At 75.1% G+C, this 13958-nt stretch carries 13 protein-coding genes; 3 read left to right on the forward strand and 10 right to left on the reverse strand.

Going from position 1 to position 13958, the window contains the following annotated elements; translation table 11 throughout:
• The first annotated feature begins 67 nt into the window (after positions 1–67).
• Positions 68–787 (forward strand): ABC transporter ATP-binding protein, encoded by a 720-nt coding sequence (locus ACIRG9_RS04605; protein WP_402850025.1) that lies wholly within the window; start codon positions 68–70, stop codon positions 785–787.
• 47 nt (positions 788–834) lie between these two features.
• Here ACIRG9_RS04605 and ACIRG9_RS04610 read toward each other — a convergent pair whose 3' ends face one another.
• The 4 genes from ACIRG9_RS04610 to ACIRG9_RS04625 are packed head-to-tail and all read right to left on the reverse strand — an operon-like array spanning position 835 to position 4685.
• Positions 835–1377 (reverse strand): hypothetical protein, encoded by a 543-nt coding sequence (locus tag ACIRG9_RS04610; protein WP_402850028.1) that lies wholly within the window; start codon positions 1375–1377, stop codon positions 835–837.
• Between the two features lie 28 nt (positions 1378–1405).
• Entirely contained in the window at positions 1406–1858 is a 453-nt protein-coding gene (locus tag ACIRG9_RS04615; protein WP_402850030.1) for a GNAT family N-acetyltransferase, read from the reverse strand.
• A gap of 59 nt (positions 1859–1917) precedes the next feature.
• Positions 1918–3558, reverse strand: coding sequence for an alpha/beta hydrolase (locus ACIRG9_RS04620; RefSeq protein ID WP_402850033.1), 1641 nt, complete (start codon positions 3556–3558; stop codon positions 1918–1920).
• A 14-nt stretch (positions 3559–3572) separates the two neighbouring features.
• Complete coding sequence (locus ACIRG9_RS04625) at positions 3573–4685, reverse strand: ATP-dependent DNA ligase (RefSeq protein ID WP_402850035.1); 1113 nt, start codon at positions 4683–4685, stop codon at positions 3573–3575.
• A 135-nt stretch (positions 4686–4820) separates the two neighbouring features.
• On the opposite strand from ACIRG9_RS04625, the gene ACIRG9_RS04630 reads away from it, so the two are divergent.
• Positions 4821–5033, forward strand: coding sequence for a hypothetical protein (locus tag ACIRG9_RS04630; RefSeq protein ID WP_402850038.1), 213 nt, complete (start codon positions 4821–4823; stop codon positions 5031–5033).
• A gap of 48 nt (positions 5034–5081) precedes the next feature.
• Complete coding sequence (locus tag ACIRG9_RS04635) at positions 5082–5606, forward strand: DUF1990 family protein (protein ID WP_402850041.1); 525 nt, start codon at positions 5082–5084, stop codon at positions 5604–5606.
• Here ACIRG9_RS04635 and ACIRG9_RS04640 read toward each other — a convergent pair.
• The 6 genes from ACIRG9_RS04640 to ACIRG9_RS04665 form a co-directional block, all read right to left on the reverse strand.
• Complete coding sequence (locus tag ACIRG9_RS04640) at positions 5600–6511, reverse strand: DNA-3-methyladenine glycosylase family protein (RefSeq protein ID WP_402850042.1); 912 nt, start codon at positions 6509–6511, stop codon at positions 5600–5602. The genes ACIRG9_RS04635 and ACIRG9_RS04640 overlap by 7 nt on opposite strands.
• A gap of 118 nt (positions 6512–6629) precedes the next feature.
• Complete coding sequence (locus ACIRG9_RS04645) at positions 6630–7487, reverse strand: spermidine synthase (protein ID WP_402850045.1); 858 nt, start codon at positions 7485–7487, stop codon at positions 6630–6632.
• Positions 7487–8446, reverse strand: coding sequence for a hypothetical protein (locus ACIRG9_RS04650; RefSeq protein ID WP_402850048.1), 960 nt, complete (start codon positions 8444–8446; stop codon positions 7487–7489). The genes ACIRG9_RS04645 and ACIRG9_RS04650 overlap by 1 nt, the downstream gene beginning before the upstream one ends.
• Before the next feature lie 49 nt (positions 8447–8495).
• Positions 8496–10970 (reverse strand): AAA family ATPase, encoded by a 2475-nt coding sequence (locus ACIRG9_RS04655; RefSeq protein WP_402850051.1) that lies wholly within the window; start codon positions 10968–10970, stop codon positions 8496–8498.
• Positions 10970–12118, reverse strand: a complete 1149-nt coding sequence (locus tag ACIRG9_RS04660) for an exonuclease SbcCD subunit D (protein ID WP_402850054.1) — start codon at positions 12116–12118, stop codon at positions 10970–10972. The genes ACIRG9_RS04655 and ACIRG9_RS04660 overlap by 1 nt, the downstream gene beginning before the upstream one ends.
• A gap of 19 nt (positions 12119–12137) precedes the next feature.
• The gene (locus ACIRG9_RS04665; RefSeq protein ID WP_402850057.1) at positions 12138–13886 is read right to left on the reverse strand and encodes an ATP-binding protein; all 1749 of its coding nucleotides are present in this window, start codon (positions 13884–13886) and stop codon (positions 12138–12140) included.
• Between the last annotated feature and the right edge of the window lie 72 nt (positions 13887–13958).

Raw genomic sequence — 13958 nt, forward strand, 5'->3', positions numbered from 1 at the left:
GCGAACGAATCATCGGTACAGCGCCATGGTGCCTCATGCCGACACCGGAGCGAAGCGAGGTGGCGGCATGAGCGAGCGGTCTTCCGCGGTGTCTTTGGGCGTTGCCACCACCGACGAGGTGGTCCGGGTGGAGGGGGTGAGCCGGACCTTCGGCAAGGGCGAGCACGCCGTGCACGCCGTACGGGAGGTGTCGTTCTCGGCCGGCCGTGGCGAACTGCTCGCGGTTCGGGGCCGGTCCGGCGCGGGCAAGACCACCCTGCTCAACCTCGTCGGCGGCCTGGACCGGCCGGACGCCGGGCGGATCCGGGTGGCCGGGCACGAGGTGACCGCCGCGGGCGAGCGGGAACTGCTCGCGCTGCGCCGGGGCACCGTCGGTTTCGTCTTCCAGACGTTCGGGCTGGTGCCGATCCTCTCCGCCGCCGAGAACGTCGGGGTGCCGCTGCGGCTGGCGAAGGTGCCGGCCGCGGAGCGGGAGCAGCGGGTGGCCGTGCTGCTGGAGCTGGTCGGGCTGGGCGGGCACGCCGCGCAGCGCCCCTATGAGCTCTCCGGCGGGCAGCAGCAGCGGGTGGCGGTGGCCCGGGCGCTGGCGAACGAGCCGGACCTGCTCATCGCCGACGAGCCGACCGGCCAGCTCGACTCGGAGACCGGGCGGTCGATCATGGACCTGCTCCGGGCCGTGGTGCACGCCCGGGGCATGACCGCCCTGGTCGCCACCCACGACCCGGCCCTGATCGAGATGGCCGACCGCACCCTCACCCTCCGCGACGGCCGCCTGGTCACCGACTGACCGCCCCCGCCGGCCGGTCGCCAGCCAGGCACCGGTCGGCAGCGGCGTCAGTTGCGGCAGCGGCGGCGGTGGTAGGCGACGGTGACGGCGAGCAGGAGCGGTCCCCAGAGGAGCGGTGGGACGTAGCACGCCACCAGCAGCGCGAAGCCGGGCGGCGAGAAGCCCAGCCCGTCGCCCTGGACGAGAAGGCTGCTGGCGATCATGCCCCTGGTGGCGTACCCCCAGACGAGGGTGACCCCGACGGCGCCGGCGGTGGCGACGGTGACCGCGAACAACGGCGACACCCGGCGCCCGCCCAGCAGCGGCAACCAGCGGGGGAACACCTCGCCCCAGGGGCGGACCAGGCCGAGCGCGAGCAGTGCCAGCGCCTCCGAGACCAGGCTCAGCGCGAGGATGTAGACGCTCTCCGCGCCGTGGGTGCGGGCCGGCGCGCCGTTCTCGTACGCGCCGATCGGCACCCCGGCGACCAGGGCGATCCGCCACAGCCCGGACGGCAGGACGACCAGCGGGATCAGGTGGGCGGCCCGCACCGCCCAGGTCGGAGCGGGCCGTCCGTCACGCGGGTGGGCGACGGCGGGGACGGTGGACATGTGAACTCCCCGTTGGCCGGAAAGGAGCCTAGAGCGCCAGCTTCATCCCCTCGTGGCTGGCCTGGAAGCCGAGATTGCGGTAGAAGCGGTGCGCGTCGGCGCGGGTCTTGTCGGTGGTGAGCTGCACCAGCGCGCAGCCGCGTTCCCGGGCCCGGTCGACCGCCCAGGCCATCATCTGCCGGCCCAGCCCCTGGCCGCGCAGGTCAGAGCGGACCCGGACCGACTCGATCAGCGACCGCTCGGCGCCGTGCCGGCCCAGCCCCGGGATGTACGTGATCTGCATGCAGCCGACCAGTTCACCACCCGCGTCGGCGACGACCAGCTGGTTGCGCGGGTCGGCGTCGATGTCGGCGAACGCCTTCTCGTACGCGTCGTCCACCTCGGTGAAGTCGCGGGCCTTGCCCAGCACGTCGTCGGCGAGCAGGGCGATGACGGCGGGCAGGTCCGCGCGGACCGCCTCCCGGAAGATCACGTCGGTCACCCGGGCAGCGTGTCACACCGACGTCCGCCGATGCGCCAGAGGCCGTTAACCCGGGAGGGTCACCGGGCCGGGCAGCGCAGCCCCGCCCGGGGCACGGTCAGCGAGATCAGGTACGCGTCGACGGCGTCGGTGATGCAGGCGGTCTGCGGGTACGCGGTGTGCCCCTCACCCTCCCAGGTGAGCACCCGCCCGACCCCCAGCATCGAGGCGAGCGCGGCGGTCTGCTCGTACGGAGTGGCCGGGTCGCCGGTGGTGCCGACCACCACGATCGGCGGCGCACCGGCCGCCTTCCCGGTCGGGTACGGGTCCCGCGCGCCGGGCCACTCCACGCAGCCGAGCATGCCCACCGCCAGGGCCGGACCGAAGAGCGGGTACTTCTGCCGCCACTGCGACTGCAGCTGCCGGATCTGCTCCCGGCTCGGCTTCTCGGTCTCGTCCGCGCAGTTCACCGCCAGGTTGGCGTCGAACAGGTTCGTGTAGTGCCCATCGCTCCCACGCTCCGCGTACGCGTCGGCGAGGTCGAACACGCCGGTCGGGTCGCCGCCCTGCAACGAGTCGATCGCCCGGGCCAGCTCCTGCCAGCCCGCCTCGGTGTAGAGCGAGGAGATGACCGCGTAGAACACCCAGCCCGCGGTGGCCTCCCGGCCGTCCTTGGCGCGTACCGGGGAGACCCTGGCCTTGTCGATGGCGGCGGTGACCGCCCCCCGGGCGTCCGGCGCGATCGGGCAGCGGCCGGCGTTGGCCGTGCACCAGCGGGCGAAGTTGTCGAAGGCCCGCTCGAAGCCCTTCGCCTGGCTCTCCGACCCGGCGATCAGCTTCTGCCGCGGATCGACCGCGCCGTCGAGCACCAGCGCCCGCACCCGCTTCGGGTAGAGCTGGGCGTAGACCGCGCCGAGCAGGGTGCCGTACGAGTAGCCGAGGTAGGTGAGCTTGTCGTCGCCGACCGCCGCGCGTACCGCGTCCATGTCCCGGGCCGCCTGCTCGGTGCCGTAGAGCGGCAGCTGGGCGCCGTACTTGTCGCCGCAGCCCTTGCCGATCCGCCGGTTCAATGCGACGAACCCGTCGAAGGCCGCCTGGTTCCGCGGGTCGGGGTCGTAGCCGAAGTTGGCGTCCAGATCGGCGTCGGGTATGCACTTGACCGGGCTGGACCGGTCCACCCCGCGCGGGTCGAACCCGACAATGTCGAAACGGTCGGTCACCGCGGCCGGCAGCCCGCCGAACGCCGGGCCGAACGACAGGTAGACGGCGGTGTCCACGCCGGAGGCCCCCGGCCCGCCCGGGTTGACCACCAGCGACCCGATCCGGTCGTGCTGCTTGTCGGAGCGGATCCGGATCAGCGCGATCTCGAAGGTCTCCCCGGTGCCGGGCCCGGTGGTCGCGCCGGTGGTCGCACCGTTGCCCCAGTTCCGGGGTACGAGGATCCGGGCGCACTCGTAGCGCATGCCCGCCGCGCCCCGGCCGACCAGCTCGTTGGGGATCTCCGGGCAGGCACGCCAGGTCGGGGCGGTGCCCGGGGGTGCCGCCGGGGCCCGGCTCTCGGTGCGCGGGGCGAACGCCGGCAGCGTGCAACCGGCGGTGAGCACCAGCGCGGCGGCGAACCCGGCGAGGGCAGGTCGCCAGGTGACCCGCCGTGGGGCGGATCGGACCCGGCGGATCCGGTCGGAGAAGCGGGTCACGTGGGAGCCTTCCGTGTTGATCATGTCCGACGACCAGGCTACGCCCGGCCGGACGCGTCGCCGACCGTCGCCGCCGGATCCCCGCGCAGCACCTGGTCGACGTCGTAGCGGATCGGGCGCTCCAACTGGTCGTAGCGGCAGGAGCGGGGATCGCGGTCGGGACGCCAGCGGACGAACTGGGCGGTGTGTCGCAGCCGGTCGCCCTCCATCGCGTCGTAGCCGACCTCGACCACCAGCTCGGGTCGCAACGGCTCCCACTCCAGGTTCTTGGTGCCGGTCCACCGGCTCACCCCGCCGGGGATGCGCTGGCCCCGCTCGTGGTCGCCATGCACCCACGGGTGGTCGCCGCCGGTGTCGCGGTACGGCTCCAGCTCCGTCAGCAGCTCCTTGCGCCGGGCGGCGGTGAACGACGAGCTGACCCCGATGTGGTGCAGCACGCCGGCCTCGTCGTAGAGGCCGAGCAGCAGCGAGCCGACCACCGGGCCGGACTTGTGCCAGCGGAAGCCGGCCACCACCGCGTCGGCGGTGCGGGCGTGCTTGACCTTGAACATGAGTCGCTTGCCCGGCTCGTACGGCAGGTCGGCCGGCTTGACGATGAGGCCGTCCAGCCCGGCCCCCTCGAACACGTCGAACCAGCGCCGCGCGACCTCCGGTTCGGTGGTCACCTGGGTGACGTGCACCGGCGGTTGGACCGTGGCGAGGGCCTGCTCCAGCCGGGCCCGGCGCTCGGGATAGGGCCGGTCGGTGAGCAGCTCGTCGTCGAGGGCGAGCAGGTCGAAGGCGACGAAGTCGGCCGGGGTGGTCTCGGCGAGCAGCCTCACCCGGGAGGCGGCCGGGTGGATCCGCTGGGCGAGCAGCTCGAAGTCGAGCCGGGCCTGACCCTCGGGGCCGTCCCGGCGGATCACGATCAGCTCGCCGTCGACCGCGCACCGGGGCGGGAGCTGGCGGCGCGCCTGCTCGATCACCTCCGGGAAGTAGCGGGTCATCGTCTTGCCGCCCCGGCTGGCCAGCTCGACCTCGTCGCCGTCGCGGAAGATGATGCAGCGGAAGCCGTCCCACTTCGGCTCGTACGTCAGGCCGGGGGCGGTGGGGAGTTGGGGCACGCTCTTGGCCAGCATCGGCTCGACCGGCGGATTGATCGGCAGGTCCACGGCGACCAGTCAATCAGACGCCACCGACAGTGGTGAGGCAGATCACCGCCGGTGCCGGGTGGCGTGTCCCGGTCCGGCCCGTTCGTCACCCGGAGCCGGATGGTGAAACCGCAGGCCGGCGCTACCGTTCGGCGCGTGCCGGAGTGGAGCTGCGGGTGCTGCGGGCGCTGGCGGGTCAGCGTCGAGCTGATCCGGGGGCGGTACCGGTACCGGCTGGTGCACCGTTACCGCCCGGAACACGGCGGCGGCGCCAACGTGATCGGCGAGGTCGCCTCGGTCGCCGAGCTGGAGAAGCTGCTCCGCCGGTACGCCCCGATCGATCTGGCCGACCTCCGCGAGGCCGCGTAGCCGGGCCGTCCCGCGGTGGGCCGGCCGTGGCGCCCGTACGCTGGCGGTGTGCCGCGCGAGGAGGTGCCGGCCGTGCCCGAGCTGACGTACCCCGAGGTGGGGGCGACCCGCGACGGACGCCTGCCGGCCGGCTATCAGCACCTGCGTCACCGGGTCCGGCTGCCGGACGGCTGCTTCCCGGGCGCGGCCGACGCCGTGCTCGGCTGGCGGCTGCACCGGGCCGCCGGGGTGGCGATGCGAACCGACGCACCCCGCGCCGGCGTGGGCGTCCGGGTCACCCCCGGACTCGGCATCGGGCCGCTGCGCATCTGGGGCCCGACCGAGGTCGTCTGGGCGGTGGACGGACCGGACCGGGCCGGGTTCGGCTACGGCACCCTGCCCGGGCACCCGGAGGTCGGCGAGGAGGCGTTCCTGGTCAGCCGGGCGGGCGACGGGGTCTGGTTCGAGGTCACCTCGTTCAGCCGCCCGGCCCACTGGTGGGGGCGGGCCGCCGGGCCGGTCGTCCGGGCCGTCCAGCACGCCTACGCCTGGTGGCTGGGGCGGACACTGCGGCGGATCTGCGCCGGTCAGTAGCTCGCGAACGAGCGGATGGTCGCCCGGGGGCCGTACCGGGGAGCCTGGACGCCGGCCGCCTCCAGCAGCAGGCACACCCGCCCCCGGTGGCCCCGGAACGGCTCCAGCAGCACCAGCATCCGGGCGTCGTCGCCGCGCGGCTCCCCGGCGAGCGCCCAGGCCACCGTGTTGGGGATGTGGTAGTCGCCGACGCTGACCGCGTCCGGGTCGCCGTACGCGATCCGGACCACCTCGGCGGCGGTCCACGGTCCGATGCCGGGGATGGCGGTGAGCCGGCGGGTGGCCTCGGCGGTGTCGGCGCAGCGTTCCAGCCGCTCCGCGGCGGCCGCCGCGCGGCGCAGCGTGTCGGCCCGCCGTTGCTCCACGCCGAACGGGTGGAACACCCAGTACGCGCTGGCCGCGATCGCCGCCGGCGCCGGGGGCAGCAGCAGCGACACCGGCCCGGGCGCCGGCTCGCGGAAGTGCCGGACCGTCGCGGCGTACGCCCGGTAGGCCTCCTTGCCGGTCACCTTCTGCTCGAAGATCGCGCGCAGCAGCCGGGGGAAGACCTGGCCGGTGGCCGGCATCCGCAGCCCGCGGTGCTCGCGGGCCAGCCGGGCCACCACCGGGTGGGCGGCGGCCAGGTCGGCGAAGCCGGCCAGATCGTCGCGGAGCCCGGCCACCGCGTCGGCCCGCTCGACCACCCAGCCGGCCCCCGGCCCGTACCCCTCGGCGACCAGCTCGCCTGCGGATGGGCGCAACGCGAGAGTGGCCGGCCCGGCCGGGGTACGGGTGGCCCACCAGAAGCCACCGTCGGTGATCCGGGCGCACGGGTCGTACGGGCTGAAGGTGAGCGACCGGACCGACGCGGCCAGCCGGTAGCCGACCGGGGGGCGCAGCGTCCGGCGGGCGGCGGGAGAGGTCACCCCGTCACTCTGCCACGGTGACCTGCCGTGACGGGCGACACGGGTGCCGGGGTGCACGACGGCGGCCGCCCGCCACGGGCATGGCCGCCCGGTGAAACGGCGCGATTCGCCGAGCGGATCAACGACGCACGGAGAAGATGCCCGGCGGCGGCGGGGCGGAGTCGGTGGCGTCGGCGTCGCGCACCACCGGAGCGCCCCCGGCGAACCGGTCCAGCTCCTCGCCGGCCAGCACCCGGCCCGGGAACCAGTCCCCGGCGGCCCGCCGGGTCAGCTCCGGCACCGGCGGCTCGACCCGGGACGCGACCAGCACCAGGTTGCCGTAGCGCCGGCCGCGCAGCACCGCCGCGTCGCCGACCAGGCAGGCCCGGGGCAGCACCGTCCGGACCGTGGCGACCTGGGCGCGGGCGTGTCGCAGCGGCGGGCCGTCGGCGATGTTCGCCAGGTAGAAGCCGCCGGGGCGGAGCACCCGGGCCACCTCGCCGGCGTACTCCACGGAGGTCAGGTGGGCGGGGGTGCGGGCACCGGCGAAGACGTCCGCCACCACCACGTCGTAGCTGGCGTCGCGGCTCGACGTCAGGGTGGCCCGGGCGTCGGCCACCCGCACCCGCAGGCGAGGGTCGGCGGGCCAGGGCAGCGCCCGGCGGACCAGCTCCACCAGGGCGCCGTCCACCTCGGACACCCGTTGCGTCGACCCGGACCGGGTGGCGGAGACGTACCGGGGCAGGGTCAGCGCGCCCCCGCCCAGGTGCAGCACCCGCAGCGGCGCGCCGGCCGGGGCGACCAGGTCGATCGCGGCGGCCAGCCGGCGGACGTACTCGAACTCCAGGTGGGTCGGCTCCGCCAGGTCCACGTGGGACTGCGGCGCGCCGTCCAGCAGCAGCGTCCACGAGCCCGACCGGTCCGGGTCGGGCACCAGCTCGGCCTGCCCGGTGTCGACCGGCTCGACCACCCGGTCGGTGTCGCGCCTACGGCCCATCAGCGCCGCCCCCGCTGGGCCGCCATGCTCAGGCTTCTCTGCAGTAGGCGGGCGTCGCCGAGCCGCGCGCGCAGCGTGCGCTCCAGGCCGCCGATGGGGACCAGGTTTTGTGGGGCCCGCGGGTCCTTGTACGGGCTGGAGGCGAACCGGGGCAGCGTGACCAGCGAGAGGTCGGCCAGCTGGATCGCCTCGGCCTCGGGCAGCTCGGCGGAGCACTCCACCCGCACGATGCCCGCCCAGGGCGCCCCGCCGGCCCCGGGCAGCCGCAGATACCAGGAGTAGCCGCCCCAGGCGGTGCCCAGCCGGAACACCGGGCAGCGCTGGCCCGGGGCCAGCCCGGTCACCACCGCGCTCAGCCGCGCGTCGAGGTATTGACTGTGCTGGGTCTTGATGTAGCCGACGGTGCGGGGCAGATTTCGGCGGCTGCGCAGTGGGCCGTCCACCACCAGCAGGTCGCCGTCGGTGCGTGCGGCGTCGGAGACCGCCACCTCCAGTGCGGTCAGTGGCGCCTGCACCGCGGCCGGCAGCTTGCTCAGCTCACCGGTGCCGCTCACCCGGTGCACCGGGTAGCGGACCTGCCCCGCCACCACGTCCTGGGCCGACGGGCTGGCCGTGAAGAGCCCCCGGCCCACCCGGGCCCCGGCCAGCTGTGCCGCGCCGCGCTCCAGGTCGCAGCGGACCACACCGGCCGCGTACGAGGCGGCGATGCCCGGGAACGAGCCGCCGTCCTCCTCGGCGGTCCAGATGCTGGCGTCGATCCGGCGTACCCCGTCGACCAGCAGCACCACGTCCGGGGCGGGCACGTCCCGCCGGACGTCGAGCGCCCGCCAGTCCGCCGCCGGTAGCTCGACGTCGGCCTCGACCTGGGCGGTGCTCGGCGCCGCCGGCCCGCCCCCGCCGGCCGCCTCGAACGACGCCCCGTACGCGGGATCCCACGCGTCGACGTAGAACCGCGTCACGTCGCCCCCGCCCCGCCACCGCGGCCCCGCCGCGCCGCACTCCTCGCGCTCACCGGCCGACCCGTTCCACGTGGGCCGTACGGGCGTCCTTGCGGACCTCGAAGCGCACCGGGATCCGCTCGGCCAGCGCCGGCACGTGGGTGACCACGCCGACCATCCGGTCGCCCCGGGCGGCCAGGCTCTCCAGGGTGGCCGCCACGGTGTCCAGGGTGGCCGCGTCGAGCGTGCCGAAGCCCTCGTCGAGGACGATCGACTCCAGGCTCGCCGCGGTCGTCGACATGCCGGCGAGCTGCTCCGACAGGGCCAGCGCCAGTGACAGCGACGCCTGGAACGTCTCCCCGCCGGACAGCGTCCGCACCCCGCGCCGCAGCCCGGCGTCGTGGTGGTCGACGACGAAGAACTCGCCCTTGTCGTGCACCAGGTCGTACTGGCCGTTGGAGAGTTCCCGCAGGATCCGCGACGCCCCGTCGACCAACAGGTCCAACGCCTCGGCCAGCAGCCAGCGTTCGAAATTGTTGGCCCGCAGGTGCCCGGCGAGAGCCCGGGCCACCTGGGCCTCCCGCTCGTGGCCGGCCCGCTGCTCGCGCAGCTCGGCGGCCTGCTCCCGGCGTTCCTCCAGCCGGCGCAGCTCCGCCTCGGCGCGCTCCACCGCCACCGCGGCGTCCCGCAGCGGGTCGCCGGGCGCGGCCAGGCCGGCGGCGGTGAAGAGCGCGGCGATCCGCGCCTCGACCTCGGCGGCGGCGGCCTCGGCCGGGCCGACCGTGGCGGCCAGCCCGTCCCGGTCGGCGCGCCGCCGGTCGGCCTGCTCGCCGGCCCAGCCGGCCAGGGCCGTCCAGGCGCCGGCCACGTCGTCCCGGTCGGCGGCCGGCGGGCCGAACCGGGCCAGCTCGTCGCGGGTGGCGTCGAACTGGCGCCAGGCACGGCGCAACCGGTCCTCCGCGCCGTCGAGCGTGCCCCGGGCCCGGCGGGCGGCGTCCCGGCCGGCCCGCACCGCGCCGGCGGCCTCCTCCAGGGCGCGGCGCAGCCGGGCGTGCTCGTCCAGCGCCTCCCGCAGCGCCGCCGGCGCGGCGGCGTCGGCGAGCTGCTCGTCCAGCTCGGCCAGCCGGGCCCGCAACTGGTCGTGTTCGGCGCGGGCGCGCAGCAGCACCCGGTCCAGTTCGCGGGCGGCGGCGTCGCGCTCCTGCACCACCCGCTTGGCCGCCTCGCTGGCCGCCCGGGCCGCCTTGCCGGCGGCGACCGCCCGGGCCACCGCGGACCCGGCCGGCATCGCCGGCACCCGGGCCACCTCCTGCTCGCAGACCGGGCACGGGCCGCCCGCGACCAGGTGCGCCCGCAGCGCCACCGCCTGGTCGGTGGCCTTCGCCTCCTCGTGCGCCCGGAACGCCGCCTCCAGCTCCGTCTCGGCCCGCTCGACGGTCGCCCGAGCCGCCGCGAGGGCCCCGGCCGCCGCGTCGTGCTCGGTCTGCGCCGAGGTCACTGCCGACCCGACGGTTGCCACCTCGCCGGTCAGCCGCTCCCGGTCGGCGTGTGCCCTGAGCAGCAGCCGCAGCGCGCTCTCGTCGCCGGCCGTGGCCAGCTCCCCGCGTAGCTTCTCCTCCCGCTCCTCGGCCAGCCCGACCGCCGCGGCGGCCTCGTCGGCCGCGACCCGGGCCGCGGCCACCGCCCGGGCCAACTCGGCGATCCCGTCCGGCGGCCGCACCCCGGCCAGCACGGTCAGCTCGGCGTCGAGCGCGGTCAGCGCCGCCGTCACCTCGCGCGCCGTCGCCCGGGCCCGGTCCAGCTCCGGTACGGCCACCGAGACCGCCCCGGCCAGCTCGCGCATCCGGCCCACCCGCTGCCCGGCGTCGGACAGGGCCGCGTCGTCGACGCCGGTGAGCCCGCCGAGCACCTTGTCGACGGCCTCCAGCTTCGCCTCGGCCTGCCCGGCGCGCTCGGTGGCCTTCTTCTGCACCGCCTCGTAGACGCCGAGGCCGAGCAGGTTGACCAGGATCTGCTGCCGGGTGGCCGGCTTGGCGTGCAGGAAGTCGGCGAACTGCCCCTGCGGCAGCACCACACAGCTGGTGAACTGCTCGTACGGCAGCCCGACCGCGTCCAGCACCGCCTGCTCCATCTCGGCCGGGGTGCCGGCCACCACCTCGCCGAGATCCTCCGGGCTGAGCCCGGTGTCGAGCTTGGTGACATCGAACCCGGCCGGCATGAGTTGGAGCCCGGCGTTGGCGGTCTTCACCGTGCCCCGGCCGTCCCGGCGGACCACCCGGGTGGCCACGTACCGGTCGCCGGCGGACTCGAAGACCAGCCGGACCCGGGCCTCGTTCGCCGACGGCGCGAGCGCGTTGGTCAGGCCCCGGGCACCGCCCCACCGGGGCACCGTGCCGTAGAGGACGAAGCAGATCGCGTCGAGCACCGTCGACTTGCCGGAGCCGGTCGGCCCGACCAGGGCGAAGAAGTCCGCGTCGGTGAAGTCGACGGTGGTCTCCTCGCGGAAGACGGTGAAGCCCGCCATGTCCAGCCGCATCGGTCGCATCAGTGATCCACCTCCTCGATCAGCTCGTCGAAGAGTTCCTGGACGCCGTCGTCGGCGTGGCCCCGGCTGGTCAGGTAGTCGGCGAACAGTTCCCGGGGCGAGCGGCCGGCACGCTGGGCGGCCCGGGTGCCGCTGCCGGGCGCGGGCACCAGCTCCGGGTCGATCCGGATCTCCAGCGCCCGGGGCAGCAGCTCCTGCACCTCCTCGCGCAGCCCGGCGCGGGGTTGCTCGCGGACGTACACCCGCAGCCAGCCGTCGGGCGGGTCGATCTCGGCGAGTTGGGCCAGGGTGCCCCGGACCGTGCGCAGCGGCGTGGCCCCGGGCACCGGCACCTCCCGGATCCGGGCGGCCGTCGTCGCGGTCACCTCGACCAGGGTGACCGAGCCGATGTTCTCCTGCTCACCGAAGTCGACGGCGATGGGGCTGCCGCTGTAGCGGATCGGGCAGGGGCCGATGACCCGCTGCGAGCGGTGCAGGTGGCCCAGCGCCACATAGTGCGCGTTGCCGGGGAACACCGTGGCCGGGACCGCATACCCGAGGACGGTGTGGGCGTCCCGCTCGCCGCCGCCGGTGCTCGCCCCGACCACGGTGAGGTGTGCGGTGACCAGGTGCACCCGGTCCGGCTCGGTGAAACCCTCGGCCAGCTTGGCCAGCACCCGCCCGAGGTGGTCGGCGTACGTCTGGTTGGCCTCGGCGGGGGTCAGCTCGTACATCTCCACGGCGCGGACGGCGTACCGCTGGGAGAGGAAGGGCAGCGCGGCGAGCTGCCAGCGTTCGCCGTCGGCGGTGACCCCGTCGATGACGTGTTCGGCCGGGTTGTCGCGGACGCTGCCGCGCAGCGTGATGCCGGCGGCCTCGGCCCACGGGCGCAGCGCGTCCAGCGCCGCGCCGTTGTCGTGGTTGCCGCCGATCGCCACCACGTCCGCCCCGGTACGCCGCAGCGCGGTCAGCGCCCGGGTGACCAGTCGGGTCGCCTCCGGGGTGGGCGCGGCCGTGTCGTAGAGGTCACCGGCCACGATGACCAGGTCGGGTCGTTCGGCGACGGCGATCTCGATCACCTGGGCGAGCACCCGGGTGTGCTCCTCGGCGCGCGACTGCCCCTTGAGGACCTTGCCGAGGTGCCAGTCGGAGGTGTGCAGGATCTTCATTGGGTTGTCACCGCCTCCCCTAGAACGGGATGTCGTCGTCGGAGTTCCCCGAGCCGACCACCGCGAACGGGTCGGCCGCCTGGGTGATCGAGCGCAGCGTCTCCGAGGGGGCCCGGCCGGCCTCGGAGACCCGGGTCGCCCAGGCCGGGAAGGGGAACTCCAGGCAGAGCGGCACCGGGATGTCCGGCTGGTTGACGAACATGGTGCCCGGCTTGGCCAGCAGCGCCCGCTGCCGCTGGGCCGGCGGGAGGAAGCCGTATTCCGGGCGGGACGCCTCGGCCGGATCGAGCCGGCCGACCACCCGGATCGCCGAGTTGGTGACGATCCGCCGCTCCACCTCGCTGGCGGTCTGCTGGGCGCCGACCAGGATCACCCCGAGCGAGCGGCCCCGCTCGGCGATGTCCAGCAGCACCTCCTTGATCGGGGAGGAGCCCTCGCGCGGAGCGTACTTGTTGAGCTCGTCGAGGACGACGAAGAGCAGCGGCTTGGCGGTGCCGGCCTTCTCCTTGCGCTCGAACTCGCTCTTGAGCGTCACGCCGACCACGAAGCGTTGCGCCCGGTCGGGCAGGTTGTGCAGGTCGACCACGGTGACCTGGGCGCTCTCCGCGGTGTTGATGCTGTGCGGCCGGCGGGCGGCGAGGTCGCCCCGGATGAGCCGGCCGAGGTCCTTCTTGCTGCCGATCAGCCGGCGGGCGAACGCGTTGACCGTGCCCAGGCCGACCGCGCTGCCCGCCCAGTCGCCCCGGGTCTCGTCGTCGTTGAGCTGCTCGACGATGTGGTCGACCAGGTCGGCGTACGACCCGAGCCGGACGCCGTCGACGCTCACCCCGCCGTCGGCGGGCTGGGCGTACCGGGCCAGGTGGGCGGCGACCGAGTGGACCACCATCGTGTACTGCTGCCGCTCGTCGTCGGCGTCGGCGAAGACGTACGGCAGCAGCCGGTCGGCGCAGAACTCGCCGAGCGTCCAGTAGAAGCTGTCCACGCCGGTGAGCCGGCTGCTCACGTCCGGCGTGCCGGAGGAGTCGCCGACCCGGGGCGGCGCGTACACCCGCACGTCGGGGAAGGCTCCGGCGGCCAGCCCGAGCTGCGCGTACCCGGCGCGGGTGGCGTCGTCGAGCCGGGTGTTGGGGTGGTCGAGGAAGAGCAGGTCCTCGCCCTTGACGTTGAAGATCAGCGCCTTGGCGTTGACCGCGTCCCCACCGAGCACGCCGGAGCGGAAGACCGAGTAGAGCAGGAAGGTGGCGAAGCTGGTCTTGGTGGCCACCCCGGAGATGCCGGAGATGGAGACGTGCGCGCCCCGGGTGCCGTCGAGGAAGTCGGCGTTGAGGTAGACCGGGACGCCGTCACGGCCCATGCCCATCGGGATGCGCCGTTCCATCCGGTCGAAGTGCAGCGCGCGGGCCCGCGCGTCGCCCTCGGCCCGGTGCACCACCGCGCCCGGGGTGGGCGGCACGTAGAGCTCCGGGTCCACCCGGGTGGTGGTGATCTCGGCGGCCTCCTGCACCTGGGCGGGCAGGGTGCCGTCGGCGATGGCGAAGACGTCCGAGTCGAACTGCGCCCCCTCGTGCCGGGCGCGGACCTGGGTGACCACCCCGGCGATCGTCACCGGCTCGCGGTCGGGCAGCTCGCGCCGGGTGACCACCACATCGTCGAGCTGGAGGTAGCTGCCGGGGGAGACGGCCGTCCAGAAGGTGAGCGGGGTGGCGTCGGCGGTGCCGAGCACCCGGCCGACCTCGTCGCCCGGTCCGTCGAGCAGGTCGTCCGTCATCGGCGGTCTCCGGTCGGCTGGTCGTCTCGGTCGCGGCGCACGAGGAGCATCCTGCCCGAGGGATGCGACAGG

It is taken from the genome of Micromonospora sp. NPDC093277 (genome assembly GCF_044765245.1).
Lineage (GTDB): Bacteria > Actinomycetota > Actinomycetes > Mycobacteriales > Micromonosporaceae > Micromonospora.

What these genes read in the sequence shown, in the direction of transcription:
- ACIRG9_RS04605 (WP_402850025.1), top strand. Translation starts at nt 68, where the DNA reads ATGAGCGAGCGGTCTTCCGCGGTGTCTTTGGGCGTTGCCACCACCGAC.
- ACIRG9_RS04610 (WP_402850028.1), bottom strand. Translation starts at nt 1,377, where the DNA reads ATGTCCACCGTCCCCGCCGTCGCCCACCCGCGTGACGGACGGCCCGCT.
- ACIRG9_RS04620 (WP_402850033.1), bottom strand. Translation starts at nt 3,558, where the DNA reads ATGATCAACACGGAAGGCTCCCACGTGACCCGCTTCTCCGACCGGATC.
- ACIRG9_RS04645 (WP_402850045.1), bottom strand. Translation starts at nt 7,487, where the DNA reads ATGGGCCGTAGGCGCGACACCGACCGGGTGGTCGAGCCGGTCGACACC.
- ACIRG9_RS04655 (WP_402850051.1), bottom strand. Translation starts at nt 10,970, where the DNA reads ATGCGACCGATGCGGCTGGACATGGCGGGCTTCACCGTCTTCCGCGAG.
- ACIRG9_RS04660 (WP_402850054.1), bottom strand. Translation starts at nt 12,118, where the DNA reads ATGAAGATCCTGCACACCTCCGACTGGCACCTCGGCAAGGTCCTCAAG.
- ACIRG9_RS04665 (WP_402850057.1), bottom strand. Translation starts at nt 13,886, where the DNA reads ATGACGGACGACCTGCTCGACGGACCGGGCGACGAGGTCGGCCGGGTG.